Here is a 26,106-nt window from a genome sequence, read left to right as displayed (position 1 = left end):
GATGGGGCGGGACAGGGAACGGACATTCGGCTATTGCGACAGCCCGAGTTAGCTTCGGATTCGCACATGCTGCAACTGCCTAAAGTCGTCGGCCATCGCGGCGCCATGGCCTATGCGCCGGAAAACACGCTGGAGTCCTTCCGGGAGGCCCATCGCCGCGGCGCCACCTGGGTCGAGATCGACGTCAAGCTGACGAAGGACGGCGTGCCGATCGTGATGCACGATTCCTCGCTCAGGCGGACGACCGGGGTCGACCGGCTCGCCTCGGAGATGACCGCCGCGGAACTGCCGCCGTCGGTGCCGACCTTCGCGCAGGCCATCGCCTGCTTCGCCGAGCTGGGCCTCGGCTGCAACGTCGAGATCAAGCCCTGCGAGGGCCGCGAGGCCGAGACCGCGCGCGTCACCGTGGCGGCCCTTCGCGCGCAGTGGCCCGCGACGCTGCCGGCGCCGCTGCTCTCGAGCTTCAAGGATGCCTCGCTCGCCGCCGCCCGCGAGGCCGCGCCGGAATTCGCGCGCGCCCTGCTGATCGACGAGGTGAAGGACGACTGGCAGGTCCGCGCCGAGGCGGTCTCAGCGGTCGGCATCAACACCAACGGCAAGCGGCTGACCGCCGTGCGGGCGGTCGAGATCCGCAAGGCCGGCTATGTGCTCAGCGTCTACACGATCAACGACGGCGACGTCGCGCGCGCGCTGGTGGGCATGGGCGTGCAATGCGTCATCAGCGACGCCCCCGACGTGATCCTGGCCGCCCTCGCTTAGGTTCGACCATTTGGGGGTTGCGCTCGGTGCGCAGTCTTGGTGTTCTGTCATCAGACTGAAACAAATCAGACACATGGCAGTCTTGCCGCCCGCCGATACAACGGCGGCGTTTCATCGGGAGGTTTGTTCGATATGACACGGATACTGCTTTCTTCCGTCGCGGCTGCGGCGGTGCTCGCGAGCGCACAGGGCGCCCTGGCGCAGACCGAGATCCAGTTCTGGCACGCCATGGGCGGCAACCTGGGCGATTCGGTCAACGCGCTGGCCGACGGATTCAACAAGTCCCAGACCGAGTACAAGGTGAACCCGGTCTACAAGGGCTCCTATACCGAGACGCTGACGGCCGCGATCGCGGCCTTCCGCGCCAAGCAGGCGCCGCACATCGTGCAGGTGTTCGAGGTCGGTACCGCCAACATGATGGCGGCCAAGGGCGCCGTCTATCCGGTGTACCAGCTGATGGCCGACGCCAAGGAGCCGTTCGATCCCAAGGCCTATATCGGCCCGGTCTACGGCTACTACTCGACGACCGACGGCAAGCTGCTGTCGATGCCGTTCAACTCCTCGACGCCGGTCCTCTACTGGAACAAGGAGCTGATGCAGAAGGCGGGCCTCGATCCCAACACGCCGCCGAAGACCTGGCCGGAGCTGGGCGAGATGGCCAAGAAGGCCATCGCGGCCGGCGCCAAGTGCGGCTTCACCCCGCAGTGGCAGACCTGGACGATGATCGAGAACTACGGCGCCTGGCACAACCTGCCGTACGCGACCAAGGACAACGGCTTCGGCGGCACCGACATCGAGCTGAAGTTCAACGACGCGCCGCGCGTGAAGTTCATCCAGATGCTGGCCGACTGGGGCAAGGACAAGACGTTCGTCTACGGCGGGCGCGAGGGCAAGTCGACGGCGCTGTTCACCGCCGGCGACTGCGTCTTCCATGTCGCCTCGTCCGGTTCGGCCGCGGGCATCGAGAAGGCGCTGGGCGGGGCGTCCAAGTTCGGCATCGGCATGATGCCCTACTCGCCCGACGTCATTGCCAAGCCGCAGAACTCGATCATCGGCGGCGCCACCCTGTGGGTGCTGCAGGGCCGTCCGGCGGCCGAGTACAAGGGCGTTGCCAAGTTCATGAGCTACCTCGCCAGCACCCCGGTGCAGGCCAAGTGGCATCAGGAGACGGGCTACGTGCCGATCACGACCGCCGCCGCCGAGGCGACCGAGAAGGCGGGCTTCTACAAGCAGTTCCCGGGCCGCGACGTGGCCGTCCAGGAGCTGACGCTCAACCCGCCGACCGCCAACTCGAAGGGCCTGCGCATCGGCAACTTCGTGCAGATCCGCGACATCGTCGACGGCGAGCTCGAGGCCGTCTGGTCGGGCAAGAAGGACGCGAAGACCGCGCTCGACGACGCCGTGAAGGCGGGCAACGAGCAGCTGAAGCGCTTCGAAGCGGCCAACAAGTAGGATGGCCTTGCCTGTGATCTTCCTCATGTTCCTCTCCCCCGATGGGGGGAGAGGTCAGGTGAGGGGGTTACAGGAGGTGCGTCGCCCCATCACCCAGCCTCTCCCCCAAGCGGGGGAGAGGAGAGTTGAAAGCGGGGCGCGTCGCTGAGCCATGGAAAAACGCGTCACCTTCAACGAGCGATGGCTGCCCTACCTGCTGGTGGGACCGCAGATCGTCATCACGCTCGTCTTCTTCTTCTGGCCGTCCGGCCAGGCGATCTACCAGTCGGTGCTGCTCGAGGACGCCTTCGGCGGCAACACGAAGTTCGTGTTCCTCGACAACTTCATTCACCTGTTCAACGACCCGGGCTACTACCATTCGGCGCGGCTGACCGTGGTCTTCAGCTTCCTGGTCGCCGCCGTCGGACTCGCCGCGTCGCTGCTGCTGGCGGTGATGGCCGACCGCATCATCCGTGGCGCGACCGCCTACAAGACCTTCCTCGTCTGGCCCTATGCCGTGGCGCCCGCCGTGGCCGGCGTGCTGTGGGGGTTCCTGTTCAATCCCTCGGTCGGCATCATCGCCTGGATGCTCCAGGGCATCGGCATCGAGTTCAACTACGTGATCAACGGCAACCAGGCGCTGCTGCTGGTGGTCATCGCCGCGGTCTGGAACCAGATCAGCTACAATTTCCTGTTCTTCCTGGCCGGCCTGCAGTCGATCCCGAAGTCGCTGATCGAGGCGGCGGCGATCGACGGCGCCGGTCCGGGGCGCCGCTTCTGGGACATCGTGTTCCCGCTGCTGTCGCCCACCGGCTTCTTCCTGCTGGTCGTGAACATCATCTACGCCTTCTTCGGCACCTTCGGCGTGGTCGATTCGCTCACCAAGGGCGGTCCGGCCAAGGCCACGGAGATCCTGGTGTTCAAGGTCTACAATGACGGCTTCCGCGGCCAGGACCTTGGTGGCTCGTCGGCCCAGTCGGTCATCCTGATGCTCGTGGTCGTGCTGCTGACCGTGGTCCAGTTCCGCTTCATCGAGCGCCGGGTGCATTACTGATGCCCATACTCACATGGTAGAGAACCGGCCCTTCCTCACGATCCTGAGCCACGTCGTGGTGCTGATCGGCGTCGCCATCATCGCCTTCCCGGTCTGGATGACGTTCGTGGCCTCGACGCACAGCCAGCAGACCATGCTGCAGTCGCCGATCCCGATCTGGCCGGGCCCGCACCTGATCGAGAACTATGCCAAGGTCCTGACCGACGGCTACGGCCGGGTCGGCAGCACGCCGGTGATGATGACGCTCACCAACAGCCTCATCATGGCGCTGGGCGTCGCGCTCGGCAAAATCGCCATCTCGATCATCTCGGCCTTCGCCATCGTCTATTTCCGCTTCCCCGGTCGGATGTATTTCTTCTGGGCGATCTTCGTCACGCTGATGCTGCCGGTCGAGGTTCGCATCGTCCCGACCTACGGCGTCGTGGCCTCGCTCGGCATGCTCGATTCCTATTCCGGCCTGATCATCCCGCTGATTGCCTCGGCAACGGCGACCTTCCTGTTCCGCCAGTTCTTCCTCAGCGTGCCGGACGAACTCACCGAGGCGGCGCGCGTCGACGGGGCGAGTCCGATGCGCTTCTTCTGGGACATTCTGCTGCCGATGAGCCGGACCTCGATCGCGGCGATGTTCGTGATCCAGTTCATCTACGGCTGGAACCAGTATCTCTGGCCGCTGCTGATCACGACCAAGGAAAGCTATTACACCGTTGTCATGACGGTCTCGCGCCAGGCCAACGTGGTCGATTCGGTGCCGAGCTGGAACCTGCTGATGGCCATGGCGATGCTCGCCATGCTGCCGCCGGTCCTGGTGGTCGTGTTCATGCAACGCCAGTTCGTGCGCGGGCTGGTCGAAACGGAGAAGTAGGGCATGGCGCAAGTCCACCTGCGCGGCGTCAGGAAGAGCTACGACAAGCTCGAGGTCATCCATGGCGTCGACATCGAGATCGCCGACGGGGAGTTCGTCGTCATCGTCGGCCCCTCGGGCTGCGGCAAGTCCACCCTGCTGCGCATGGTGGCGGGCCTGGAGCGCATCACCGGCGGCGAGATCGCGATCGGCGACCGCGTCGTCAACGAGCTGGAGCCCAAGGATCGCGACATCGCGATGGTGTTCCAGAACTACGCGCTCTACCCGCACTTCAGCGTCTACGAGAACATGGCCTACGGCCTCAAGATCCGCGGCCTCTCCAAGGCCGAGATCGACCAGCGGGTGCAGAAGGCCGCCAAGATCCTGGAGCTGGGCACGTTCCTGCAGCGCAAGCCGCGCCAGCTCTCGGGCGGCCAGCGCCAGCGCGTCGCCATGGGCCGCGCCATCGTGCGCGAGCCGGCGGTGTTCCTGTTCGACGAGCCGCTGTCCAATCTCGACGCCAAGCTGCGCGTGCAGATGCGCCTCGAGATCAAGCGCCTGCAGCGCGAGCTCGACGTCACCTCGATCTACGTGACGCACGACCAGGTCGAGGCGATGACGCTCGCCGACCGGCTGATCGTCATGAACGCCGGTGTGGCCGACCAGATCGGCACGCCGATGGACGTCTACGAGCGGCCGGCCTCGGTCTTCGTCGCGGGCTTCATCGGCTCGCCGGCCATGAACTTCCTCGCCGGCAAGGTGTCGGCGGGCAGCCGCGCCATCGAACTGGCCGGCACCGGCGCGGTGCACGTGACGCTGCCGCTCGCCGTTCCCACCGTGGCACCCGCCGGCACGCCGGTCGCCGTCGGCATCCGCCCCGAGCATCTCCATCCCGCCGCCGACGGTGCGCTGGAATTCGAGATCGAGCTGGCCGAGCCGCTGGGCGCCGACACGCTGCTGCACGGCCGCTTCGGCGAGGCGCGCGAGGTCGTCACCGTGCGACAGGGTGGCCATGTGCTGGCGAAGTCGGGCGAGAAGCGCCGCTTCAAGGCCGAGCCCGAGCATATCCACCTGTTCGATTCGCAGACCGGCAAGCGCATCGCCGACGCGCCATGACTCTTTGGGCGCGCATCGAGCATGAGGGACGTCCGCGCGTCGGTGCCCTCGACGGCGACACGATCCAACTCCACGAAGGCACGATCTTCGAGCCCGGCGCGGCGACCGGCGAAGCGGTGGCCGCGGCCGACGCGCGCTGGCTCACGCCCACCGAGCCCACCAAGATGGTGGCGCTGTGGAACAACTTCCGGGCCGCCGCCGAGAAGAACGGCTGGGCGATCCCGGCCGAACCGCTCACCTTCCTGAAGGCACCGAACAGCTTCGCCGCGCACGGCCGTCCGATCCCGGTGCCGAAATCCTATGACGGGCGCGTCGCCTACGAGGGCGAACTGGGCATCGTCATCGGCAAGGCCTGCTCGGGCGTGTCGCCGGCGGAGGCCGCGAGCCATATCCTCGGCTACACCTGCGTGAACGACGTCACGGCCATGGAGCTGCTGAACCGCGATCCGTCGTTTGCGCAATGGACGCGGGCCAAGAACTTCGACGGGTTCGGCGTGTTCGGTCCGGTGGTGGCGACCGGCCTCGATCCGCAGTCGCTCACGGTGCGCACCCTGGTGAACGGACGCGAGCGGCAGAACTACCGCGTCGACGACATGATCTTTTCGCCGGCCGAACTGGTCAGCCGCCTCTCGCAGGACATGACTCTCGTCCCGGGCGACGTCATCGCCTGCGGCACGTCGCTCGGCGTGCTGCCGATGAAGGCCGGCACCGTCGTCGAGATCGCCATCGACGGCATCGGCACGCTGCGCAACCAGTACGGCTAGAGTCTTTCCGCTGCGGATGGATGTAGCGCCCGCCTCATGCTGAGGAGGTCCGAAGGGCCGTCTCGAAGCATGGGCACGAGCACCCCGTTTGTTGCCCATCCTTCGAGACGCGGCCTGAGGCCGCTCCTCAGGATGAGGTCGGTGGGTCAATCCGGGACGGAAGACCCTAATTCCCCGCCCGCGAGAGCGCGCGGCGCACGGCGGGCTCCAGCAGCCTGCCCGCGGCCGCGTGTCCCGCCGCGTTCCAGTGTCCGTCCTGCGGGAAGTAGAGCGCCGCGCCACCCTGCTCGCGCAGCGCGGCCGCCAGCTCGACCGGCTCGGCGCCGTGACGCCGCAGCATCGCGGCGAAGCGCGTGGCGGGCAGGGTGACGTCGATGCCGGGCGGCGGCGTGGAACCCATCCAGCCGACATGGCTCCACTGCGTGCCGCCCACTTCCACGCTGGCGGGGATGAGGAAGGGCACGTAGGCGATGCCCGCCGCGCGCAGCAGGCGGGCGGTCTCGCCGATCAGCGCGTCGGTCTCCGCCCACAGCGCCGCGTCGCGCGTCGAGCCCGGGCGCATGTAGTCGACCCAGTCGGCGGCGCGTTCGCGCAGGTCGCGGTTGAGCACCGCGCGCGCCACGAGCGCCACGAGCTGGGAACCGAGCGGCGGCCGCTCCAGCCAGTCGGAGCGGAACTTCAGCACACCGCGCGGATCGACGTGGATCTTGGGGTCGAGCACCGCCCGCAGGGTGCCATCCGCATTGCGCTCCAGCTGGTGGTTGAACAGCGACCGGACATGCATCCAGTAGAAGCCCTGCACGACCACCGCGGGCCGGTGCCGCTCGATCAGTTGCCGCATCAGGAGGAGCTGCTGGTCGAACGTGTACATCCAGTGGCCGGCGTTGACGGTGCGGACTCCGCCGAGCTGCCTGCCGATCGCGTCCGTGTATCGCTCGGCCTCGCTGACGCCCCAGCCGAACGTGAAGGAGTCCCCGATGAACAGGACGGTGGGCCCGGGTCCGGCGGACGTCGCCGCGCTACGCAGCCCCTCCTCGTTGGTCCGGACCTGCATCTCGAACTCCGGCGCACGGTAGGTGAGCCGCACGTCCGGCTTGTACCGCCAGACGGTGAGGGGATCGGCCCGGCACATCGGGAGCTGGTCGTCCTGGTCGGTCCGGTCCGCGCCGGACGTCAGGCGCACGCCGACCTCCGCAGCGCCCAGCACCAGGGCGATGGCCGCGAGATTGAAGGCGGCCACCGCTGCCCAGCGCCTTGTCGTTCTCCACGTCATCGTCGTTCGCCACGTCATCGTCATTCGTCACGTCATCGTCATTCGCCACGTCATCACTGCGGAGATTAATCACGGTTGTGCGTTTCACACGCACTGTTATCGCCTGTATTGGCGGCGCGTTCGGCCACCGATAAGACAGGGGCAATGCTTGCGTTCCTCGCCGATGCCTATTCGGTCGCCTATGGCCTCGTGAATTCGCTGCTCATCCGGCTGATGTACCCGGCGGGCGCCTGCTTTCTGTATCTGTTGCCCGAGCTTCTGCTGCCCCGGACACGCAACTCGCTCCAGTCCTACCTGCGGGCCACGACCTTCCTGGTGGTCGCCATCGCCATCAACACGGTGGTGCTCAAGGCGATGGAGGGCAGTACCGGCTTCCTCGACGTGAAGCCGCTCGCCTTCCTCGACCTCCGGCCGCTCACCGAATCGGACTCCCTGCCGCTCAGGATCGCCGGCTGGCTGATCGCGGCGCTCGGCATCGCCATGGTCGGGAACGTCTTCTACTACTGGATGCATCGTGCCCAGCATCGCTTCGGCTGGATGTGGCGGTTCCACAAGGTCCACCACTCGATCACCGAGATGAGCGCGACCGCGAGCTATCATCATGTCGCGGAGGACCTGTTCCAGTTCGCGGCCGTCACCATGCCCCTGTCGGTCCTGCTGGGCGTCGCCTCCGGTCCCGTCCCGTGGCTGGTCATCGTGCTGGCCAACACGCATTCCTACTTCATCCATACATCGGCCCGCCTGAACATCGGTCCGCTGCGCTACCTGATCTGCGACAACCGCTTCCATCGCATCCATCACTCGCGGGAGGCGCATCACATCAACCACAATTTCGGCACGTCGACGCCGCTCTGGGACATACTTTTCGGGACCGCCTACTTCCCGCGCGACGGGGAATGGCCGGCGGTCGGCCTCGACGACACGCCCGAGCCGCGCACCGTCCGCGACTTCCTGCTGATGCCCTTCCGGCGCCCGTAAGCCGGGCCGTGGCATCCGAGGACGGGTTCCGATATCACTCCCGGACCCGCCCGTTGCCGCGATGACGATGAGTGACCGAACCATAGTTCCGACCTGGCGCCGCCCGATGGAGACGATCCGGCGCTGGCTGCCCGCGCTTCAGATCCTCGGGCTGATTGCCTGCGTCGGCCTCGTGCTCTGGCCGCAGCTCGAATGGTCGTTCGAGGCGGCCAAGCGGTATCGCGGCGACGAAGCGTCCGACTGGAAGGCCACGAACGTCTGGCTGGAGAGCGCCGAATGCGCCCGCGAGAGCGGCGCCTGGCTCGCCATCTGCGACGAGGGCAGGCTGGTTCCGATTTCCGACCGGGCGCTTGCGGACGATCCGGGCCATGCGCTGGTCCTCGCTCTTTGGGCGCTCGCAGCCGATCGCTCCATCCTCGTGATCGACGTCGCGCACCTGAACCTCGCCATCAACCTCGCCGGCCTGCTGCTGCTGGCGGGCCTTCTGCTGGTGCTCGGCTCCTATGCGTCCGCCGTCGTGCTGCTGCTGCTGGGCCCTTACGTCTTCCTCGAATGGTTCGGGACGTCGCCCCACTGGGCCTTCATCGGCCTCACCGCGATGCAGCCGATCCTGCCGCTGGCGCTGATCGCCCGCTGGCAGCGCTGGGTACCGCCGTGGGCAAGCGCGGGTCTCATCCTGCTGGGATTCGTGACGCTGGCGTTCGCTTCCCTGGTCCGGGAGGCGATCGCCCAGATGACCTTCGTCGTCACCCTCGGCACCCTGGCCTGGATCGCGGTGGCGTCCCGGGGAAACGGGCGACGTGTCGCCGGCCTGCTCGTCCTTGCACTGGCGACGGTGCTCGCATCGCAGGCGGCCCGGCTGACGGTGGCTCTTCGGGACAGGGTTCATCCGGTGGTGCCGGCCGAGCTGGTGGCGACCCACGGGCTCGCGCACACGCTCTACATCGGGCTGGGGACCGTGCCGAACAGGTTCGGACTCCGTTACGACGATTCCGTCGGCCGGGAAGCCGCCGCGCGGGTGGCGCCGGAGGTGAAGTATCTGTCCAAGGATTACTTCCGGGTGATGTGGTCGCTCTACTTCGCGCGATGGGCGGAGGACCCGGTCGAAGTGATCCGCATCTACCTCGAGAAGTCCTGGTCGATCCTGCGCAACAGGATACCGGACTATTTTCCCCCGCCCTGGCTGTTCCTGTCGCTCGCCCTGATGGTCCACTACGTTTCCAACGGTCGGGCCGCGAGCTGCGGAACGGCGGCATGCGACAAGCGCCTCGCCATCAGTCTCGTCTGCCTGGCGTTCGTCGGCCTGTTCTTCGCCCAGGCCGTGCTCGCCTATCCGACGCGCTTCTACGCAGCGCCGCTTGGAGCCTTCACGATCGTGATGCTGGGTGTCGCAATAGAGAACCTGGCCCATGGGGCCGGGCGACTCGTCGCCAGCGGACGGTTGCCGACGTCGTTCCGGACACCCTCCAGGTCGTCCGGCGGGTCGCTTCCCTGAGGGGCCCAGACGCCCCTGTTCGCTTCCATCTAATGGACGACGCGCGATCGTTCGATTTTCTGCAGGGCCGATTTCGACGCAGCCTGACCGTCCGGTTGGGTCACCATGGCCGGGTGAATTAGGCGACGCTGCGCAGGGCGCGGTGAGAATCCTCCGTCACTTCAGCTCGAACGGATAGATCACCTTCCAGTCGTTCTTCATGTCCACGATCGTCCAGCCGCGGCGCAGCGCTTCGTTCCAGGCCTTGTCGAGCTGGCCCACGAGCGAGGGGCGGTCGTAGGCATATTCGCGCACGCCGTCGGTGTGGTGAACGAGGCCCATGAAGCGCGCGCCGCTGCCGGCCGCCGTCCATTCCAGCATCTGCTGGTCGCCGTCGGAGTTGCCGAAGGCGAAGACGGGGCGCCGGCCGATGAACTGGTTGATGCCCACCGCCTTGCCCGGCCCGTCGTCGATGAACATGACCTTCGGGTCCTTCACCAGCACGGGCGTGCCGTCGGGGCGCAGTTCGTATCGGGTGACGCCCGAGGAGCCCACGACCTGCTCGGGCGGGATGCCGTAGACGCGTTCCGTCCAGGGCCGCATGAACTCGATGCCGCCACCGGAGACGATGTAGGTCTTGAACTGGTGGGCACGCAGCAGCGCCAGCAGTTCGAGCATCGGCTGATAGACGAGGTCGGTATAGGGACGGTTGAAGCGGGGATGGCGGGCGGTGGCGAGCCAGTCGAGCACGGCCTTGCCGAAGGCCTCGGTGGTCAGCCCGGTATGCGTGGCCGCCATGACCTCGAGGAATCCCTTCTCGCCCAGGGTCGCGAGCGTCGCGCGGTCGTCGGCCAGGATGGACCTGAAAGGCTCCTGCGTGCGCCATTCGGGATGGCGCGGCGCCAGCGCCTTCACGCGGTCGAAGGCGAAGGCGATCTGGAAATAGACCGGCTGCTCGGTCCACAGCGTGCCGTCGTTGTCGAAACAGGCGATGCGCTCGGGAACCGGCACCCAGTCGCGTCCGCCGGCCTGCGTCGTGCGCGCAATGAAGTCGAGTATCGCGCGTTTGGTCGGACCGTCGTTCCACGAGGGCAGGAGGTCGCCTTGCGCGAAGGCCGGGCGCGCCATTGCCGCAAGCCCGGTCGCGGCCATGCCCGCCAGTAATGTCCGCCGTCTCATCGAATGCCCCCGAGGTTCATACGATCTTACCGTGGTTCCCCGTGGAGGATGAAGCGCGTAGAGTTTCCTCTCGAGCAAACGGAGGAAGACATGGGCGCCGGATTGAGGACCACCGCGGGGCGCGGTCGGCTGTACGACAACGTTCTCGACACGATCGGCGACACGCCCTGCATCCGGATCAATGCGCTGGCGCCCAAGGGCGTCACGATCTACGTGAAGGCCGAGGCCTTCAATCCGGGCGGCTCGGTCAAGGATCGCCTCGCCGTCAACATCATCGAGGCGGCCGAGCGCAACGGAACGCTCAAGCCCGGCCAGACCGTGGTCGAGGCGACCAGCGGCAACACCGGCATCGGCCTCGCGATGGTCTGCGCCCAGAAGGGCTATCCGCTGGTCGTCACCATGGCCGACAGCTTCTCGATCGAGCGGCGCAAGCTGATGCGCATGCTGGGCGCCAAGGTCGTGCTGACCCCGCGGGCCCAGAAGGGCTTCGGCATGTACCAGAAGGCCGTCGAGCTGGCGAAGGCGAACGGCTGGTTCCTCGCCCACCAGTTCGAGACCGACGCCAATGCCGAGATCCACGAGGCCACGACGGCGCGCGAGATCCTGGCCGACTTCAAGGGCCAGCGGCTCGACTATTTCGTGAGCGGCTATGGCACCGGCGGCACGGTGACGGGCGTGGCCCGCGTGCTGCGCAAGGAGCGGCCCGAGACGAAAATCATCCTGACCGAGCCCGCGAACGCCCAGCTCGTCGGCAGCGGCAAGGCCCAGGAGCGCAGCGCGGACGGCTCACCTGCGGTCAGCCATCCCGCGTTCGAGCCGCATCCGATCCAGGGCTGGACGCCGGATTTCATCCCGCTGGTGCTGCAGGAATCGATCGACCGGAAATTCTACGACGAACTGCTGCCGGTCGCCGGCGCCGAGGGCATCAAGTGCGCCAAGGCGCTGGCGCAGAAGGAGGGCATCTTCACCGGCATTTCGGGCGGCTCGACCTTCGCCATCGCCCTGCAGGTCGCGGCCAGGGCGGCCGCCGGGTCGGTCATCCTCTGCATGCTGCCCGACACCGGCGAGCGCTATCTCACCACGCCGCTGTTCGAGGGCATCCTCGACGACATGGACGAATCGGAGATCGCCATCTCGAAGTCCACGCCGGGCTATCAGATGGGGTAGCGGAGATCGGACCGTCGCAGAGAAGGGAAGGGTCCCTCGCTGACGCTCGGGATGACAACTTTCGTGAAATCGGCGCACTGCGTCGTTTCTGAAAGAATTTGTCATCCTGAGCGGAGCGAAGGACCTTTAGGCCGTTGCGGGCTTGGTCACGTCACTCCCGGTTGGTGAACCGCGCGTTGCCGAGGCCGGTGCCGATCGTCATCACGCCCCAGTGCTCGACGTCCTTCATGTTGGGGACCTCGCTCAGGCCCTGGACGACGGCGTCGTTGTGGATCTGGATGAAGATGTCATGGCCGCCGATCCTGGGAAGGTGGGCCGAGAGGGCGGCCGCCAGGCTGAAATCCTTGCCCTCCCAGTTGCCCGGCAGGTTCTGGCCGCCCTTCAGGATGAAGCCGTGTTCGTCGATCAGGCCGGGGCAGCCTATGCCCATGAAGGGCGCGAGCTTCATCTTCTCCTCGCCCGCACGGTCGATCAACTTGGCGAGCATGGCGGCGATCTTCTCGATCGCCTCGTCGCGCTCGGGCTTGTCGTCGGCGTGGCGCCAGAGCTGGCGCTTCCAGACATCGGCTTCCTCGACCTCGCCGCGCTTGCCGGCATTCAGTTCGACGATGCCGACGCGCACGTTGGTGCCGCCGATGTCGACGGCGAGGATGGCGTCGTGTCCCGCCATCACCCAGCTCGGCGCGAGATGCACGGCGCCGATCAGCCCCGCCTCGTCGGGATCGTTCTGGATGGCCCGGAGTTCGATGCTCACGCCGTCCGCCGCCAGCATGATGCTGGCCCGGCCCATCGCGAGCTCGCCGATCCGGCTACCGATCATGCCGCCGCCGATGACGATGCGCTGCGTGCCCTTCCAGGTCTCGAGGCGCAGGAAGCGGCGAACGACGGTCGCCAGTTCGCCCGCGAACTCCTCGACCACGGTGTGGACGAGGCCGGCCGACACCGGATCGGCGCTCGCCAGCATCTTGTCGAGCTTGGACTTGGAGATTTCCTCCATCGGCACGTCTCCGAACGGATCCTCGCCCCGCTCCTTCATCCGGTCGCGCCAGTCGGCCAGGATGGCGCGGAAGGCGCGGCGGCTGGCGCGATCGCCGACGAAGCCTTCCTCGTCGCGCAGTTCCTCGTTGTAGGTGTCGACGGTGACGGCGGGCAGGACGCGACCGCCGTGGATCAGGACGGAGGGCGCGGCGGCCGGCTCATCGGTGGGGGCCGCGTCTCGAGCTTCTGACTTCACGCCCATGCGGCATCTCCCTCTTGTGCGGCTTGAACGGGCGGGGCGGGCACAAAGTTCCACCTGCGGCGCAATGGGGAGGCAACATGGCGGGGCGCCGGGCGTTGTGCGGGCCATGAAACTCTTCAAGTGCCAGAGCTGCCGGCAGATCCTGTATTTCGAGAACGATGTCTGTGTGAAATGCGGGCACAAGCTCGGCTACGTACCCGAGGCGGCGACGCTGTCGGCGCTGGAGCCGGAGGGTGAGCTGTGGCGCTCGCTGGCGTCGCCCAGCGTCCTCTACCGGTTCTGCGCCAATGCCCAGCATGCCGCCTGCAACTGGCTGGTGGAATCGACCTCTGCGGAGAATTTCTGCCTCTCCTGCCGGCACAACAGGATGATCCCCGACCTGTCGATCGCCGATAACCTCGCCAACTGGCAGAAGATCGAGATTGCCAAGCACCGGATGTTCTATTCGTTACTGCGGTTCAAGCTGCCGGCCCCGACCAAGGCCGAATCGCCGGACACGGGGCTTGCCTTCGATTTCCTGGCGGAGCTGCCGGATCCCAATGCACCCAAGGTCATGACGGGGCATGACAACGGGCTCATCACCCTCGCCCTGGCCGAGGCCGACGATGCCTGCCGCGAGCAGAACCGGGTCGCGATGCATGAACCCTATCGCACGCTGATCGGCCACTTCCGGCACGAGATCGGGCATTACTACTGGGACCGGCTGGTGCGCGACGGCGGCCAGCTCGACGCCTGCCGGGCGGTGTTCGGCGACGACCGCCAGGATTACGGCCAGGCGCTGCAGAACCACTACGCCAACGGCGCGCCGCCCGACTGGCAGGAACACTTCGTCAGCCAGTACGCGACCTCGCATCCGTGGGAGGATTTCGCCGAGACCTGGGCGCACTACCTCCACATAGTCGACACGCTCGAGATCGCGCGCGCCTTCGGCCTGTCGACCCAGCCTCGCCTGGCCAAGGGCGACGAGCTGGACGCCAGCGTCGACTTCGATCCTTATCGGGCGCGCGAGATCGGCCAGCTCATCGACAGCTGGCTGCCGCTCTCGCTGGCGCTCAACAGCCTCAACCGCGCGATGGGCCAGCCCGACCTCTATCCCTTCGTGCTGTCGCAGCCCGCGATCGACAAGCTGGCCTTCATTCATCAACTCGTGCACGGCGGACTGGCCCCGGCCGTCGTCACCCCGGCTATGGCGGCGGCAGCCGAAGCGCCGCCGGTCGCGCCCGTGGCGCCCGTCACATAGCCCGCCTCAGCGGTGCTTCTGCTGGCGGTAGTGGTCGGCGAGCGCGTCGCGGCCGAAGTCGGCGGCGAGGTCGCGCCACACCGCGTGGACATGATTGGCGCCGTTCTGGGTGTTGTCGTGCTCGATCAGTGTCACGGGACCGTGGACGCGGAAGTAGTGCGCGTCGCCCGGCGTCAGTGAACCGGCCCAGGCGAAGCGAAAGCCTGCGAGGCCCTGTTCCATCACGCGCTGCTTCTGCTGCGCCAGGAGATCGGCGGCGAGCGTACCGAGAAACCGGTCCATCAGTGCTTCGACCAGCGTGCGCTGCGCGCCGGTCATCTCGCCGAGGAGCAGGCCCCTGGGGCTGCCGAGATCCTGCTCGCGCTGCGGGCTCGCCACGATCTCTCCGAACGAACGGTCGGCAATGGTCGCGGCCTTACGCTGCCGATCGTCGAGACCGGCCATGATCTGGCGCGCGAGATCCTCCGACGCGCCGAGCAGGCGGAAGCCCGCATTCGGCCCGTCGCGTACCGTGGCGGGATGGGCGCCGGTGAAGAACGGCGTCACCGAGACATGCCCCGCGGCGGGGAGCGACACGTTCAGCGACAGATGATGACCCTCGAAGCGCCAGCCCCAGGGAAAGCGGCCGGGCGTGCCGAAGACGGTGACGTAGTAGCGTCCGGGGTCGCGGAAGCTGCCCTGCTGCTCGCGCAGCACGCCTTCCAGCAGGCGCACGCCGTCGAGCAGTTCGAGGCCGCGCCGGTTCAGGACCGAGGCGAAGAGGGCGCGGGCGGCATCCGCCTGCGGGGCGCGCATCTCGCCCAGGGCAAGGCCCAGGCGACTGCGCGGGATGTAGTGCCAATCGAGGCGATTGCCGGAATCGAAGGCGATCATCGCCTTCTGGCGCTGGCCCTCGTCGAGCGAGACCAGGAAGCGATTGGCGGCGTCGGCGATGCGCTGGGCGGCATCTACCGTCTGGGCACTGGCAGCACCGAAGGGCAGCAACGCGGCCGCCGCGAGCACGGTCCGCCGCGTTGGCGGGCCGTGATGGTGATGAGGGTGCTCGTCGTGCGGATGCCAGCCGTCGTGCGGCACGGCCGTTCCGTCAGCTCGAGGTCTTCGGATATTTCAGCGTGCAGCCATAGGCGCGGGTCGATGCGTCGGCGACCGGCTGGCCGGCCAGCACCTGGCCCAGCGCCACGCGAACATACTGCGTGGCCTTCGGGATATCGGCGGCGCTGGACGACGGGATCGAATCGATGCCGCCCTTGTAGACCAGCGTACCCTTGGCATCGATGATGTACATGTGCGGCGTCACGGTGGCGCCGTAGGCGCGCGCGACCTTGCTCTGCGGGTCGAGCAGCACGGCGGCCGGCGCGGCATTGCGGCTCTTCGTGAGGTCGTTGGCCTGCTGCGCTGTCACATGGCCCTGCTCGCCGGTGGCGGAGGAGGCGACGGTCAGCCAGACGACGCCCTTGGCGGCGGCTTCACGCTGCTGGTCCTGCATGTTGTTGGCGTTGTAGTGCTTGCGCACGTAGGGGCAATCGTGATTCGTCGTTTCTAGGACGACGACCTTGCCCTTCAGGTCCGCCAGCGACCAAGTCTTGCCGTTGCTGTCGACGGCGGTGAAGGCGGGCGCGGGCTTGCCAATGTCGGGGCTGGTGGTGGCGAAGGCGGCGGCCGGGGCGAGGACGATCGCGGCGCTGCCCAGCAGCAGGGTACGACGGGGGACATTCAGCTTCGACATGTTTGCCTCCTCTAACGCTTGGCTTGCTGGATCGATGACAGTTCCGAGAGGATCAGCGACTCGGTGAGCACCTGCGGCAGGATCTTCGGTCGATCCGCCCCCGGTGCCCAGAACAGGTAGAGCGGCACGCCCGCCCGGCCCAGTTCCTTCAGCACGCCCGTGATCTCGGCATCACGGTTGGTCCAGTCGCCCTTCAGCTTGACGACACCCGCCTGCTCGAAGGCCTTGCGGACGGCGGGCACCTCGAGTGCGACGCGCTCGTTCACCAAGCAAGTAATGCACCAGGCGGCGGTGAAGTCGACGAACACCGGCTTGCCTTCGGCCACCGCCTCGGCCATCCGGGCGCGCGAGAACCGCTCCCAGCCGTCGAAGCTGACGCCGGCCTGCGCGCCGCCCGAAGCCGAAGCGGCGGTCGCGGGACTGTCGTCCAGCTTCAGCGTCGCGGCGAAGGCCAGCAGTACGGCGGCGGCGGCGAGGCCGCGGCGCAGCCACGTCCCGGTCGAGGCGCCGGTGCCGATGCGCAGCAGCCAGATGGCGAAGGCGATCAGGATCATGCCACCCAGCGCATAGAGCACGCCGTCGGCGCCGGTCTGCTGGGTCAGCACCCAGATCATCCAGACGGCGGAGGCATACATCGGGAAGGCGAGGAACTGGCGCAGCCGGTCCATCCACGGGCCCGGCCGCGGCATCAGCCGCTGCAGCGCCGGCGTCATCGACAGCGCCAGGTAGGGCAGGGCGAGGCCCAGACCCATCGCCAGCAGCACCGCCACGGTGGCCGGCGCGGGCTGGCTGAGCGCGAAGCCCAGCGCCGCGGCCATGAACGGCGCGGTGCAGGGCGTCGCCACGATCACCGCCAGAACGCCGGTGAAAAAGGCGCCGGTCGTGCCGCCGCGCGAGACGAGGCCCTGACCGACACCGGCCAGGCGGCCGCCGACCTCGAACACGCCGGAGAGGTTCAGGCCGACGACGAAGAAGAGATAGGCGATCAGCAGTGAGAAGACCGGCGATTGGAACTGGAAGCCCCAGCTCACCTCGCCCGCCGCCGAGCGGATCGCGATCACCACACCCGCCATGGCGGCGAAGGAGATCAGGACACCCGCGGTATAGGCGATGCCGTCGCGACGCATCGCGCTCTGCTCGTGGCCGGCGAGGCGCGCGAAGGCCGCGGCCTTCATCGCCAGCACCGGGAACACGCAGGGCATGAGGTTCAGGATCAGCCCGCCCAGCAGCGCGAACAGCAGCGCCTGCACCAGCGAGATCTGCTCGGCGCCGACCGCGTTCGCCAACGAGGCCGACGCGCCGGTGGGCACGAAGGCGGGATCGAGCTTCGCCGACAGGTCGAAGGCCTGCTTCACGCGGCCGTCGGCGGTCTTCTCGGTGAGGACCAGCGTGCCCGCGAGCTCCGCCGGCATCGCGGCCTTGGCATCGCCCTTCTTCAGCGGGATGCGGATACCCTCGGCGGTGACCGTGGCGTTCTGCTTCGCCATGGTGGCGACCGGGCCCCATTCGGCCGGGAAGAAATAGATGTCGCTGATCGCGTCGGCCTTGAGCCCCTTGGCCTCGACCAGCAGCGTCGGATCGCCGGCCTTCGACACGCCGTAGCGCGCCGGCCACGGGCTCTGGGTCGGCAGGGCGCGCCGCGCCTGCTCGAACAGAGCGCGCGTCTCCGGCGAGGCCGGTGTCGCAGTGGCGCCCGACGGCAGGACCAGCTCGAACTTGCCCTCTTCGGGAATGCAGACGTCCTCGCAGACCAGCCAGTTGGCTTCGGCGGCGAGGGTGAGCGGCCCCGAGAGATTGGCCGGCGGCGTGATGCGCACCAGCAGGACCGATTCGTCCTTGAAGCCGTAATTGATGATGCCGCCGATATCGAACCGCATCGGCGCCGGCCAGACGATGGGATCGGCCTTCGCACCCTCGGGCAGCTTCCAGGCGATCTCGGTCGGCAGGCCGGATTCGCCCGGGTTCTTCCAGTAGGTGTGCCACTTCGGCTTTATCGTCTGGCGCAGGCCGACCCAGAAGGGCTCGCCGGCCTTCACCGCCGCGACTTCGGAGACGAGTTCGGAGCGCACGTTCTCGGTCTGCACGACCGCTTGCGCGGACGCCGACTGCGCAAAAGCCGGACTTGCCAGCAGAACGAGCAAAAGGGCGAGGAAGCGTGCCATCGCTTCCCTAAGTGACCCCGGGCCGTGGCGCTGGCAAGGCAATCCCGGTTCAAGCCACCGTGATATTTTGCCCGCTCTCCGGTGAAGGGCTAAGGTCTTGGAACGATTGGAGAATTCATGCTGCGACTGAACGAACAGCGTCTGCTCGGCGCGCTGGACGAGCTGGCTTCCATCGGCGCCATCGAGGGCGGGGGCTGCGCGCGGCTGGCGCTGACCGACGAGGACCGGCTCGGCCGCGATCTCGTCGTGGGCTGGATGAAGGCGCTCGGGCTCGCCGTGACCGTCGATGCGATCGGCAACGTGATCGGCGTGCGCGCCGGGACCGAGAACCTCGCGCCCGTCATGACCGGCAGCCACATCGACACCGTGCGCACGGGCGGGCGCTACGACGGCAATTACGGCGTGCTCGCCGGCCTGGAGGTCGTGCGGACCCTGAACGAGGCCGGGGTGACGACGCGCCGGCCGATCGCGGTGGCCTTCTTCACCAACGAGGAGGGCGCGCGCTTCCAGCCCGACATGATGGGCAGCCTCGTCTATGTCGGCGGCATCGGGCTGAACGAGGCCTATGCCGCCGTCGACAAGGACGGCGCCGCGGTCGGCGACGAGCTCAGGCGCATCGGCTATCTCGGGGCGGCAAAGCCCGGCGCGCTGAAGCCGCATGCCTTCGTCGAGCTGCATATCGAGCAGGGCCCGATCCTCGACGAGGAGAAGGTGCAGATCGGCGTCGTGGAGAGCGTGCAGGGCATCTCGTGGACCGAGTACACCGTGACCGGCGTCTCCAACCATGCCGGCACGACGCCGATGCGGCTGCGCCGCGATGCCGGCTATCTCGCGGCCTCCGTCAACCTGTTCGCGCGAAAGCTCGCTTGGGAGATGGGCGGCGACCAGGTGGCCACGGTCGGCTCGCTGGCGCTGCGGCCCAACCTCATCAACGTCGTGCCCAACCGAGCCGTCTTCTCCGTCGACCTGCGCAACACCGACGAGGCCAGACTCCAGGAAGCCGAGGCGCGCGTCGCTGCCCACATCGCCGAGGTCGCAATGGCCGAGCGCGTCGAAGTCGAGGCGAAGGTGCTGGCTCGCTTCGAGCCGGTGATCTTCGATGCCGGGCTGGTCGATCGCGTCGAACACCATGCCAGGGCGCTGTCGCTGAGCACGCGGCGCATGCCGTCGGGCGCCGGCCACGACGCCCAGATGATGCAGCGCCTCTGCCCGACGGCGATGATCTTCGTGCCGTCGGTCGCGGGCCTCAGCCACAACGTGAAGGAGCATACCGAGGCCGCCGATCTCGCCGCCGGCGCGCAGGTGCTGCTGAACGTGATGCTGGAACTCGCCGACACCTGACTTCTGCACGGCGGGCGGCGCGCCGGGATGATCGCCGTTCTCAATTGTCCGACAACTTGACCATCGCTAGCATCGTGCCGATGGCCGACAAGCAGCCCGCCAACAATCTTGCCGAGCAGGTGATGGCGCGGCTCGGCGCCGACATCCGGGGCGGCCGGCTGGCGCCCGGTACGCGCCTCCCGACCGAGCAGGATCTGACGACGCAGTTCGGTGTGAGCCGCACCGTCGTGCGCGAGGCGGTCGCCGCCTTGCGCGCCGACGGGCTGGTGGTGACGCGGCGCGGCTCCGGCGCCTATGTCGCCGATCCGGCGGCCGGCCCGTTCCGCATCGTCCCGCCGCGCGCGACCTCGCTGCCCGACATCATCAACGTCATGGAGCTGCGGCTGGCCGTCGAGGTGCAGGCCGCGGCCCTGGCGGCCGAGCGCGCCAGCCGCAAGCAACTGGCGGCCATCCGGACGGCATGGCGTGCCATCGACGCCGCCCTGCAGCGCGGCGAGGGCGCGGTGGCCGAGGATTTCGCGTTCCATCGCGCCATCGCCGAGGCGACCGGTAACGACCAGTTCCCGCGATTCCTCGCCTATCTCGGCAGCCACGTGATTCCGCGCCAGAGCGTCCGGCTCGAGGTCGATACGCCGGCCGAACGACGTCTTTATCTCGAACGCATCCAGGTCGAGCACACGCGTATCGTGATGGCAGTCACCGGCGGCGATCCTGTCGAGGCGCGGCGCGCCATGCGCGACCATCTCACGCGTTCGCTCGAACGCTATCGAAAGCTGGCAGGAGGAAAGAAGAATGGCCGAGGCTAGCAACGCCGCCCGTCGGATCGTCCTCACGGGCGCCGCCGGCGGCATCGGCACCATGACACGCCCGCTGCTGGCGAAGCTCTATCCCGGCCTGGTGCTGAGCGACCGGGTCACGCCGCCGGACCTTCAGCCGGGCGAGACCTTTCTTGCCGCGGATCTCACGAATCCGGACGAGGTGGCTGCGGTGCTGAAGGGCGCCGACGGCGTGATCCATCTCGGCGGCCATTCGGTCGAGGGCACGTGGGACCAGATCCTGCAGGCGAACATCGTGGGCTGCTACAACGTCTTCGAGGCGGCGCGCGAAGCCGGCGTGAAGCGCGTGATCTTCGCCTCGTCCAACCACGCGATCGGCTTCTATCCGCGCAAGAAGCGCATCGGCACCAATCTGACCGTGCGGCCCGACAGCCGCTACGGCGTCAGCAAGGTGTTCGGCGAGGCACTGGGCTCGCTCTACTCCGACAAGCATGGGATCGCGGTGACCTGCCTGCGCATCGGCAATGTCGGCCCGCGTCCGCTCGACGTGCGGCGCCTGTCGATCTGGATCTCGCCGCGCGACCTCGTGCAGCTCTTCCGGATCGGTCTCGACCATCCCGATCTGCGCTACGAGATCTTCTACGGCGCGTCCGACAATGCGGCGGGCTGGTGGGACAATTCGCGGGCCGAGCAGCTCGGCTATCGCCCGCAGGACAAGGCCGAGGACCATCGCGCCCACGCCGAGGCGGAGCAGGCAAAGATCGGACCAGATCCGGTCGGCGATCTCTTCCAGGGCGGCACATTTTGCTCGGCTGAATTCACCAACGACGTGAAGCGGATCGTCTCCTAGGCGCTATACTCGTCGCCGAAGAGGTGACGATGACTCGTTTTCTGACAGTCGGCGCGGCCCAGATGGGCCCCATCCAGCGCAGCCATACCCGCCGCGACGTGGTCGAGCGGCTGATCGCCCATCTGCGCGAAGCCCGGCGCATGGGCTGCGATCTTGTAGTGTTCCCCGAACTCACGCTCACGACCTTCTTCCCGCGCTGGTGGATGCAGGACCAGGCCGAGATCGATTCCTTCTTCGAGCAGGAGATGCCGTCGAACGAGACGGCGGCGCTGTTCAACGAGGCGAAGCGGCTCGATATGGGTTTCTGTCTCGGCTACGCGGAACTCGCGAACGAGGACGGGCGTGTCCGGCGCTTCAACACCTCAATCCTGGTCGAGCGCGACGGGCGCATCGTCGGCAAGTACCGCAAGGTCCATCTGCCCGGTCATGCCGAGCACGAGCCGCAGCGTCCCTTCCAGCATCTCGAGAAGCGTTACTTCGAGGTCGGCAATCTCGGCTTCCCGGTCGTCCGGGCGTTCGGCGCCAACATGGGCATGTGCATCTGCAACGATCGCCGCTGGCCCGAGACCTATCGCGTGATGGGCCTGCAGAACGTCGAGATGGTGCTGCTGGGCTACAACACGCCGCTGCACAACGCGCCATCCCCCGATCACGACGAGCATTCCTGGTTCCATAACCAGCTCTCCATGCAGGCGGGCGCCTACCAGAATGGCACCTGGGTGGTCGGCGTCGCCAAGGGCGGCAACGAGGAGGGCGTGCCCTCGCTCGCCGACAGCATGATCGTGGCGCCCTCGGGCAAGGTCGTGGCGCGTGCGGCCGGCGACGGTGACGAGCTGGTCGTGCATCGCTGCGACCTCGATGCCGGCAGGAGCTACAAGACGACGACCTTCAACTTCGCCGTCCATCGCCAGCCCGACCAGTACCGCATGATCGTCGAGCGCAAGGGCGCGCAGGATCCGGCGTGACCCTCTGACTCAAAGGTCCCTCATGGCGTTCGGGATGACAGCTTTTCCGTGGTGAGCGCACTGCGCAAACCCCGACACAACTGTCATCCCGAACGCAGTGAGGGACCCTTCCTCTTGTTACGCCACCGTAACGTCTTGCGCCGTCTTCGCGATCCGCTTACCTGACCTTGCGCCCGGCGGGGACGACCCCGCTTCCAAGGGGCAAGTGTCGGGACGACCCGGCTTCTTGCAAGGGTGCGTCCCATGGCTTGGTTCATTCTGTTCATCGCCGGTCTCTGCGAGATCGGCTGGGCGATCGGTCTCAAGTACACCGACGGCTTCTCGCGGCTGTTGCCGTCGGTCCTTACCGGCTCAGCGATGGTCGTGAGCGTCATCCTGCTCGGCGTTGCGCTCAAGACGCTGCCGGTCGGCACCGGTTACGCTGTCTGGACGGGTATCGGTGCCGTCGGCACGGCGGTCCTCGGCATCTTCCTGTTCGGTGAAGCGGCCGACCTGCCGCGCCTTGCCTCGATCGGCCTGATCGTGGCGGGCATCGTCGGCCTCAAGCTCACCAGCCCGGGCTAGGGCTCGACTTCGCTTTTCGCGAAGTTGCCGTAGCTGCGCTCGGGTGTGCCGCGGAACAGCGACATGTGGGTGTGGGTGGCCACGAACGGATCGCCCACCGCCTTGCGTCCCATCACCGTGGTGGTGCGGCCCGGCCGGTCGAAGCGGTCGCCGTTGGGATGGAAGCCGTAGGATTGCCACACGCCCATGCCGACGGCGGTCAACCGGTCGGCCGAGACGATGGCCTCGATCTTCGAGAGGTCGTAGCGGAACTCGCGGATCGTGCCCCAGACGTTGCGCCACTGCTTCTGCTCGGCCAGTTCGCGGCCGATCATGAAGTCGGTGAAGGTGCCGAAGGCGATCATGTCGTCGGCGAAGATCGCGCGGGCGCCCTCGTAGTCGACGGCGCGGCAGTGCTTCGACAGCGTGTCGAACCATTGCCGCACGGCGGCCAGGTCCTCGGCGGCGACGGGGGTACGAAGGTTCATCGCAAGTCTCTCCTAGAGTCCAAAACGCTGCCAGAGCGCCCGCTCGTCGAGGGCCGCGAGCGTGGCCGGTCCGAGAGTGTCGAGGCCGCCGGGCCCGCCTTGCAGGCCGAAGCGCGACAGAAGGCGGCGGCGCGGACCGATGACGGGCAGGCGCACCTTCTCGCCGTATCGTTGCTGCAGGGTCGCGCGCAACTCGCCGAATCCGTCGACCAGCCCGTATTCGAGGCCGCGTCGCGCCGTCCAGAACTCGCCGGTGAACAGCAGGCTCTCGTCCGCCTTGAGGAGTCGGCCGCGGCGCTCACGCACCCAGGCCTTGAAGCCCTCGTGGATCTCCGCCTGGAGTCGCTTCAGGCGTTCGACATCCTCCGGCTGCTCGGGCCGAAAGGGATCGAGCATCGACTTGTTCTCGCCCGACGTATGGACGCGACGCTCCACGCCGATGCGCGCGATCAGGTCCTGGAAGCCGAAGCCCGCACTGATGACGCCGATCGAGCCGACGATGGAACTGGGATCGGCGATGACCTCGTCGGCGGCACAGGCCAGCCAGTAGCCGCCGGAGGCTGCCACGTCCTCGACGAAGGCGATGACGGGCAGGCCCTTTTCGCGGGCATGCAGCCGGATGCGTTGGGCGATCAGCGACGACTGGACGGGCGAGCCGCCGGGGGAGTTGAGCGACAGGGCCACGGCCTTGGCGCCCTTCGTCTCGAAGGCGCGCCTGAGCAGCGGCGCGACCGATTCGAGCGAGAGGCTGCGGCCGCCGAGCAGGCCGCCACTGGCGATGACACCCGAAAGGCGCACGACGGGCACGACGGGCCCGCGGCGGAAACGATCGCTGATCCACTTGAACATGGCGGGCACTGTCGCGGCGGCGCTTCTAGAAGGCAAGCGGCTGGCCGTGGCGCAGGATCGCCTCGGCCTCGTCGGTATAGCCGCCGTCCGGGCGGTGCAGGACCAGCGGTGGGGCTTCGTGCCGTCTCGAACTGTCCGCACGGCGGGCGCGCACCAGGACGCGGGCGGCGGGCGGCAGCCGCTTCACCGTGATGTCTCCCCAGCCCAGCCGCGCCAGCACATCGACGATCTCTTCGAGGCGGTCGCTGCGATGGATTGCAAGCAGCGTCCCTGCAGATTTGAGGGCGCCGGTCGCGACGGTGAGCCAGCGAAAGAGATCGGCGCTCGATTCGATGGTGGCGAGGGCCTTGCCGGGATCGGGCGGCGGATCGGCGACGGCCGGCGTGAGGTAGGGCGGGTTGGTGGCGACGTGATCGAACCCAGCGAGTGCCGTCGGCAGGGGATGAGCCAGATCGTGGACGAGCGTGCGGACCCGCGATTCCATTCCATTCAGCCGGGCATTGCGCTCGGCGAGCGCTGCCAGCGCCGGTTGCAGCTCGATGCCGGTGATGTCGGATCCCGCCACCCGCGCGGCGATGCAGAGTCCCACGGCTCCCACGCCGGCGCCAAGATCGAGGATGCGATCGCCGGCCTTCGCTTCGGCGGCCGCGGCGAGCAACACCGCATCGACCGCGATCCGGTATCCGCGTCGGGGCTGCAAGAGTCGTACGCGACCGCCCATTACGGTGTCTTCGGTTGTCGCGGATTCCATGCTACTCATCCGGCTCGCTAACGTGTCGCAATAACAGGCTTTATTGGAGAGTTTAGTCTCCCGTCATGGCAACCGTCGTCTCCCTCGAAGGCAAGCGCAAGTCGCCCAGTCTCGAACCTCTCCTGCGGCTCTGCGCCGATGACATGTCGCGTGTCGACCGCGAGATCGTCGTGCGTATGCGCTCCCCGGTGGCGCTGATTCCCGAGCTCGCAAATCATCTGGTCGGTGCCGGCGGCAAGCGGATGCGTCCCCTGCTCACGGTCGCGGCGGCGCGGTTGTGCGGCTACGGCGACGACAGCGACCGGCATATCAAGCTCGCGACCTGTGTCGAGTTCATCCATTCGGCCACGCTGCTGCACGACGACGTCGTCGACGTGAGCGCCTTGCGCCGCGGCAAGCCGACCGCCAACACCGTGTACGGCGACAAGGCCTCGGTGCTGGTCGGCGACTTCCTGTTCACGCGCGCCTTCGAGCTGATGGTCGAGGTCGGTTCGCTCGACGTGCTGGGCGTGCTTTCCAACGCCTCCTCGACGATCGCCGAGGGCGAGGTGCTGCAGCTCGTCAGCCAGCGCGACATCAGCACGCCCGAGGCAACCTATCTCGAGATCATCAAGGCGAAGACCGCCAAGCTGTTCGCCGCGGCGTCCGAGGTCGGCGCCATGGTGGCGGGCCGCAATGGTCCGGAGCGCGTGGCGCTGCAGAGCTTCGGCATGAATCTCGGCATCGCCTTCCAGCTCGTGGACGATGCGCTCGACTATTCGGGCCGCGAGGCCAAGCTCGGCAAGTCGGTGGGCGATGATTTCCGCGAGGGCAAGATCACCCTGCCGGTGATCCTCGCCTTCCTGCGCGGCGGCGCCGTCGACCGCGAATTCTGGAAGCGCACGATCGAGAAGCTCGACCAGCGCGAGGGCGATCTCGAACAGGCCTACAGCCTGATCGAACGGCATAGCGCGCTTTCCGACACGCTGGAGCGGGCGCGCCATTACGGCGCCATGGCGCGCGACGCGCTCGGCCTGTTCCCGAGCACGCCGCTCAAGTCGGCGCTGCTCGAAGCGGTCGACTTCGCCATAGATCGCGCGCACTAAGGCGCCTTCGGCGAAGCCGAAGGCGCTGGCGGGCGGCAGCGCTTGTCATCAAGC

The 26,106-nt window shown here is 67.5% G+C and carries 25 protein-coding genes; 16 read left to right on the top strand and 9 right to left on the bottom strand.

Annotated features, from left to right (window positions below):
- Positions 1–66 precede the first annotated feature (66 nt).
- The 6 genes from LJ725_RS11895 to LJ725_RS11870 all read left to right on the top strand — a co-directional run bounded on the left by LJ725_RS11895 (position 67) and on the right by LJ725_RS11870 (position 5,965).
- Positions 67–759: a glycerophosphodiester phosphodiesterase family protein gene (locus tag LJ725_RS11895; protein WP_230550867.1), complete on the top strand. Its 693-nt coding sequence runs from the start codon at positions 67–69 to the stop codon at positions 757–759.
- A 132-nt stretch (positions 760–891) separates the two neighbouring features.
- A complete protein-coding gene (gene ugpB, locus LJ725_RS11890; protein WP_230550866.1) occupies positions 892–2,211 on the top strand; it encodes a sn-glycerol-3-phosphate ABC transporter substrate-binding protein UgpB in 1,320 nt (439 codons plus the stop codon).
- Positions 2,212–2,362: 151 nt separating this feature from the next.
- Positions 2,363–3,244 carry a sn-glycerol-3-phosphate ABC transporter permease UgpA gene (ugpA, locus tag LJ725_RS11885; protein WP_230550865.1) on the top strand — a complete coding sequence of 294 codons (882 nt, stop codon included), beginning with the start codon at positions 2,363–2,365 and terminating at the stop codon, positions 3,242–3,244.
- 13 nt (positions 3,245–3,257) lie between these two features.
- Positions 3,258–4,106 (top strand): sn-glycerol-3-phosphate ABC transporter permease UgpE, encoded by an 849-nt coding sequence (ugpE, locus tag LJ725_RS11880; protein ID WP_230550864.1) that lies wholly within the window; start codon positions 3,258–3,260, stop codon positions 4,104–4,106.
- Between the two features lie 3 nt (positions 4,107–4,109).
- Positions 4,110–5,201 (top strand): sn-glycerol-3-phosphate import ATP-binding protein UgpC, encoded by a 1,092-nt coding sequence (locus tag LJ725_RS11875; RefSeq protein WP_230550863.1) that lies wholly within the window; start codon positions 4,110–4,112, stop codon positions 5,199–5,201.
- Positions 5,198–5,965, top strand: a complete 768-nt coding sequence (locus tag LJ725_RS11870; protein WP_230550862.1) for a fumarylacetoacetate hydrolase family protein — start codon at positions 5,198–5,200, stop codon at positions 5,963–5,965. Before LJ725_RS11875 ends, LJ725_RS11870 begins: the two co-directional genes overlap by 4 nt.
- Before the next feature lie 166 nt (positions 5,966–6,131).
- Here the strand turns inward: LJ725_RS11870 and LJ725_RS11865 are convergent, their stop codons facing one another.
- Complete coding sequence (locus LJ725_RS11865) at positions 6,132–7,238, bottom strand: alginate O-acetyltransferase AlgX-related protein (protein ID WP_230550861.1); 1,107 nt, start codon at positions 7,236–7,238, stop codon at positions 6,132–6,134.
- A gap of 144 nt (positions 7,239–7,382) precedes the next feature.
- Here LJ725_RS11865 and LJ725_RS11860 point away from each other — a divergent pair, with 144 nt between their 5' ends.
- Both LJ725_RS11860 and LJ725_RS11855 read left to right on the top strand, forming a co-directional pair.
- Complete coding sequence (locus tag LJ725_RS11860) at positions 7,383–8,216, top strand: sterol desaturase family protein (RefSeq protein WP_230550860.1); 834 nt, start codon at positions 7,383–7,385, stop codon at positions 8,214–8,216.
- 67 nt (positions 8,217–8,283) lie between these two features.
- The gene (locus tag LJ725_RS11855) at positions 8,284–9,711 is read left to right on the top strand and encodes a hypothetical protein (protein ID WP_230550859.1); all 1,428 of its coding nucleotides are present in this window, start codon (positions 8,284–8,286) and stop codon (positions 9,709–9,711) included.
- Between the two features lie 156 nt (positions 9,712–9,867).
- Here the strand turns inward: LJ725_RS11855 and LJ725_RS11850 are convergent, their stop codons facing one another.
- Complete coding sequence (locus LJ725_RS11850) at positions 9,868–10,869, bottom strand: HAD family hydrolase (protein ID WP_408015735.1); 1,002 nt, start codon at positions 10,867–10,869, stop codon at positions 9,868–9,870.
- Positions 10,870–10,959: 90 nt separating this feature from the next.
- Here LJ725_RS11850 and LJ725_RS11845 point away from each other — a divergent pair, with 90 nt between their 5' ends.
- The gene (locus tag LJ725_RS11845; protein WP_230550858.1) at positions 10,960–12,036 is read left to right on the top strand and encodes a PLP-dependent cysteine synthase family protein; all 1,077 of its coding nucleotides are present in this window, start codon (positions 10,960–10,962) and stop codon (positions 12,034–12,036) included.
- Positions 12,037–12,187: 151 nt separating this feature from the next.
- Here the strand turns inward: LJ725_RS11845 and LJ725_RS11840 are convergent, their stop codons facing one another.
- Complete coding sequence (locus LJ725_RS11840) at positions 12,188–13,276, bottom strand: ROK family protein (RefSeq protein ID WP_230550857.1); 1,089 nt, start codon at positions 13,274–13,276, stop codon at positions 12,188–12,190.
- A gap of 106 nt (positions 13,277–13,382) precedes the next feature.
- Here LJ725_RS11840 and LJ725_RS11835 point away from each other — a divergent pair, with 106 nt between their 5' ends.
- Positions 13,383–14,516, top strand: coding sequence for a zinc-binding metallopeptidase family protein (locus tag LJ725_RS11835; protein ID WP_230550856.1), 1,134 nt, complete (start codon positions 13,383–13,385; stop codon positions 14,514–14,516).
- Between the two features lie 6 nt (positions 14,517–14,522).
- On the opposite strand, the gene LJ725_RS11830 is transcribed toward LJ725_RS11835, so the two are convergent.
- From LJ725_RS11830 to LJ725_RS11820, 3 genes are read right to left on the bottom strand one after another with little or no spacing between them, the layout of a single operon-like run.
- Positions 14,523–15,590: a DUF3500 domain-containing protein gene (locus LJ725_RS11830; protein WP_230550855.1), complete on the bottom strand. Its 1,068-nt coding sequence runs from the start codon at positions 15,588–15,590 to the stop codon at positions 14,523–14,525.
- Positions 15,591–15,600: 10 nt separating this feature from the next.
- Complete coding sequence (locus tag LJ725_RS11825) at positions 15,601–16,242, bottom strand: thioredoxin family protein (protein ID WP_230550854.1); 642 nt, start codon at positions 16,240–16,242, stop codon at positions 15,601–15,603.
- Positions 16,243–16,253: 11 nt separating this feature from the next.
- A complete protein-coding gene (locus LJ725_RS11820) occupies positions 16,254–18,404 on the bottom strand; it encodes a protein-disulfide reductase DsbD family protein (protein ID WP_230550853.1) in 2,151 nt (716 codons plus the stop codon).
- A 117-nt stretch (positions 18,405–18,521) separates the two neighbouring features.
- Between LJ725_RS11820 and LJ725_RS11815 the strand changes: the two genes are divergently transcribed.
- The 5 genes from LJ725_RS11815 to sugE all read left to right on the top strand — a co-directional run bounded on the left by LJ725_RS11815 (position 18,522) and on the right by sugE (position 22,900).
- Positions 18,522–19,745, top strand: a complete 1,224-nt coding sequence (locus LJ725_RS11815) for a Zn-dependent hydrolase (protein ID WP_230550852.1) — start codon at positions 18,522–18,524, stop codon at positions 19,743–19,745.
- Between the two features lie 44 nt (positions 19,746–19,789).
- The gene (locus LJ725_RS11810) at positions 19,790–20,551 is read left to right on the top strand and encodes a FadR/GntR family transcriptional regulator (RefSeq protein WP_230550851.1); all 762 of its coding nucleotides are present in this window, start codon (positions 19,790–19,792) and stop codon (positions 20,549–20,551) included.
- The gene (locus LJ725_RS11805) at positions 20,538–21,371 is read left to right on the top strand and encodes an NAD-dependent epimerase/dehydratase family protein (protein ID WP_230550850.1); all 834 of its coding nucleotides are present in this window, start codon (positions 20,538–20,540) and stop codon (positions 21,369–21,371) included. The genes LJ725_RS11810 and LJ725_RS11805 overlap by 14 nt, the downstream gene beginning before the upstream one ends.
- A gap of 29 nt (positions 21,372–21,400) precedes the next feature.
- Positions 21,401–22,336, top strand: a complete 936-nt coding sequence (locus tag LJ725_RS11800; RefSeq protein ID WP_230550849.1) for an N-carbamoyl-D-amino-acid hydrolase — start codon at positions 21,401–21,403, stop codon at positions 22,334–22,336.
- Positions 22,337–22,579: 243 nt separating this feature from the next.
- Complete coding sequence (sugE, locus tag LJ725_RS11795; protein WP_230550848.1) at positions 22,580–22,900, top strand: quaternary ammonium compound efflux SMR transporter SugE; 321 nt, start codon at positions 22,580–22,582, stop codon at positions 22,898–22,900.
- On the opposite strand, the gene LJ725_RS11790 is transcribed toward sugE, so the two are convergent.
- From LJ725_RS11790 to LJ725_RS11780, 3 genes are read right to left on the bottom strand one after another with little or no spacing between them, the layout of a single operon-like run.
- A complete protein-coding gene (locus LJ725_RS11790; RefSeq protein ID WP_230550847.1) occupies positions 22,897–23,367 on the bottom strand; it encodes a YybH family protein in 471 nt (156 codons plus the stop codon). The genes sugE and LJ725_RS11790 overlap by 4 nt on opposite strands.
- Positions 23,368–23,379: 12 nt before the next feature.
- Complete coding sequence (locus LJ725_RS11785) at positions 23,380–24,216, bottom strand: S49 family peptidase (protein WP_230550846.1); 837 nt, start codon at positions 24,214–24,216, stop codon at positions 23,380–23,382.
- A 25-nt stretch (positions 24,217–24,241) separates the two neighbouring features.
- Positions 24,242–24,967 carry a tRNA1(Val) (adenine(37)-N6)-methyltransferase gene (locus tag LJ725_RS11780; RefSeq protein WP_230550845.1) on the bottom strand — a complete coding sequence of 242 codons (726 nt, stop codon included), beginning with the start codon at positions 24,965–24,967 and terminating at the stop codon, positions 24,242–24,244.
- A gap of 65 nt (positions 24,968–25,032) precedes the next feature.
- Here LJ725_RS11780 and LJ725_RS11775 point away from each other — a divergent pair, with 65 nt between their 5' ends.
- Positions 25,033–26,052, top strand: a complete 1,020-nt coding sequence (locus LJ725_RS11775) for a polyprenyl synthetase family protein (RefSeq protein ID WP_230550844.1) — start codon at positions 25,033–25,035, stop codon at positions 26,050–26,052.
- The last annotated feature ends 54 nt before the right edge of the window (positions 26,053–26,106 follow it).

This window comes from Reyranella aquatilis (assembly GCF_020880995.1).
Classification (GTDB): Bacteria; Pseudomonadota; Alphaproteobacteria; order Reyranellales; family Reyranellaceae; genus Reyranella; species Reyranella aquatilis.
Note: the sequence above shows the minus strand (reverse complement) of the source record. Positions and strands in the feature narration are given on the sequence as shown.

Excerpts from the sequence above, each read along its gene's own strand:
- LJ725_RS11895 (WP_230550867.1), top strand. The coding sequence starts at position 67 with ATGCTGCAACTGCCTAAAGTCGTCGGCCATCGCGGCGCCATGGCCTAT.
- ugpB (WP_230550866.1), top strand. The coding sequence starts at position 892 with ATGACACGGATACTGCTTTCTTCCGTCGCGGCTGCGGCGGTGCTCGCG.
- ugpA (WP_230550865.1), top strand. The coding sequence starts at position 2,363 with ATGGAAAAACGCGTCACCTTCAACGAGCGATGGCTGCCCTACCTGCTG.
- ugpE (WP_230550864.1), top strand. The coding sequence starts at position 3,258 with ATGGTAGAGAACCGGCCCTTCCTCACGATCCTGAGCCACGTCGTGGTG.
- LJ725_RS11875 (WP_230550863.1), top strand. The coding sequence starts at position 4,110 with ATGGCGCAAGTCCACCTGCGCGGCGTCAGGAAGAGCTACGACAAGCTC.
- LJ725_RS11870 (WP_230550862.1), top strand. The coding sequence starts at position 5,198 with ATGACTCTTTGGGCGCGCATCGAGCATGAGGGACGTCCGCGCGTCGGT.
- LJ725_RS11865 (WP_230550861.1), bottom strand. The coding sequence starts at position 7,238 with ATGACGTGGAGAACGACAAGGCGCTGGGCAGCGGTGGCCGCCTTCAAT.
- LJ725_RS11860 (WP_230550860.1), top strand. The coding sequence starts at position 7,383 with ATGCTTGCGTTCCTCGCCGATGCCTATTCGGTCGCCTATGGCCTCGTG.
- LJ725_RS11855 (WP_230550859.1), top strand. The coding sequence starts at position 8,284 with ATGAGTGACCGAACCATAGTTCCGACCTGGCGCCGCCCGATGGAGACG.
- LJ725_RS11850 (WP_408015735.1), bottom strand. The coding sequence starts at position 10,869 with ATGAGACGGCGGACATTACTGGCGGGCATGGCCGCGACCGGGCTTGCG.
- LJ725_RS11845 (WP_230550858.1), top strand. The coding sequence starts at position 10,960 with ATGGGCGCCGGATTGAGGACCACCGCGGGGCGCGGTCGGCTGTACGAC.
- LJ725_RS11840 (WP_230550857.1), bottom strand. The coding sequence starts at position 13,276 with ATGGGCGTGAAGTCAGAAGCTCGAGACGCGGCCCCCACCGATGAGCCG.
- LJ725_RS11835 (WP_230550856.1), top strand. The coding sequence starts at position 13,383 with ATGAAACTCTTCAAGTGCCAGAGCTGCCGGCAGATCCTGTATTTCGAG.
- LJ725_RS11825 (WP_230550854.1), bottom strand. The coding sequence starts at position 16,242 with ATGTCGAAGCTGAATGTCCCCCGTCGTACCCTGCTGCTGGGCAGCGCC.
- LJ725_RS11820 (WP_230550853.1), bottom strand. The coding sequence starts at position 18,404 with ATGGCACGCTTCCTCGCCCTTTTGCTCGTTCTGCTGGCAAGTCCGGCT.
- LJ725_RS11815 (WP_230550852.1), top strand. The coding sequence starts at position 18,522 with ATGCTGCGACTGAACGAACAGCGTCTGCTCGGCGCGCTGGACGAGCTG.
- LJ725_RS11805 (WP_230550850.1), top strand. The coding sequence starts at position 20,538 with ATGGCCGAGGCTAGCAACGCCGCCCGTCGGATCGTCCTCACGGGCGCC.
- LJ725_RS11800 (WP_230550849.1), top strand. The coding sequence starts at position 21,401 with ATGACTCGTTTTCTGACAGTCGGCGCGGCCCAGATGGGCCCCATCCAG.
- sugE (WP_230550848.1), top strand. The coding sequence starts at position 22,580 with ATGGCTTGGTTCATTCTGTTCATCGCCGGTCTCTGCGAGATCGGCTGG.
- LJ725_RS11790 (WP_230550847.1), bottom strand. The coding sequence starts at position 23,367 with ATGAACCTTCGTACCCCCGTCGCCGCCGAGGACCTGGCCGCCGTGCGG.
- LJ725_RS11785 (WP_230550846.1), bottom strand. The coding sequence starts at position 24,216 with ATGTTCAAGTGGATCAGCGATCGTTTCCGCCGCGGGCCCGTCGTGCCC.
- LJ725_RS11780 (WP_230550845.1), bottom strand. The coding sequence starts at position 24,967 with ATGGAATCCGCGACAACCGAAGACACCGTAATGGGCGGTCGCGTACGA.
- LJ725_RS11775 (WP_230550844.1), top strand. The coding sequence starts at position 25,033 with ATGGCAACCGTCGTCTCCCTCGAAGGCAAGCGCAAGTCGCCCAGTCTC.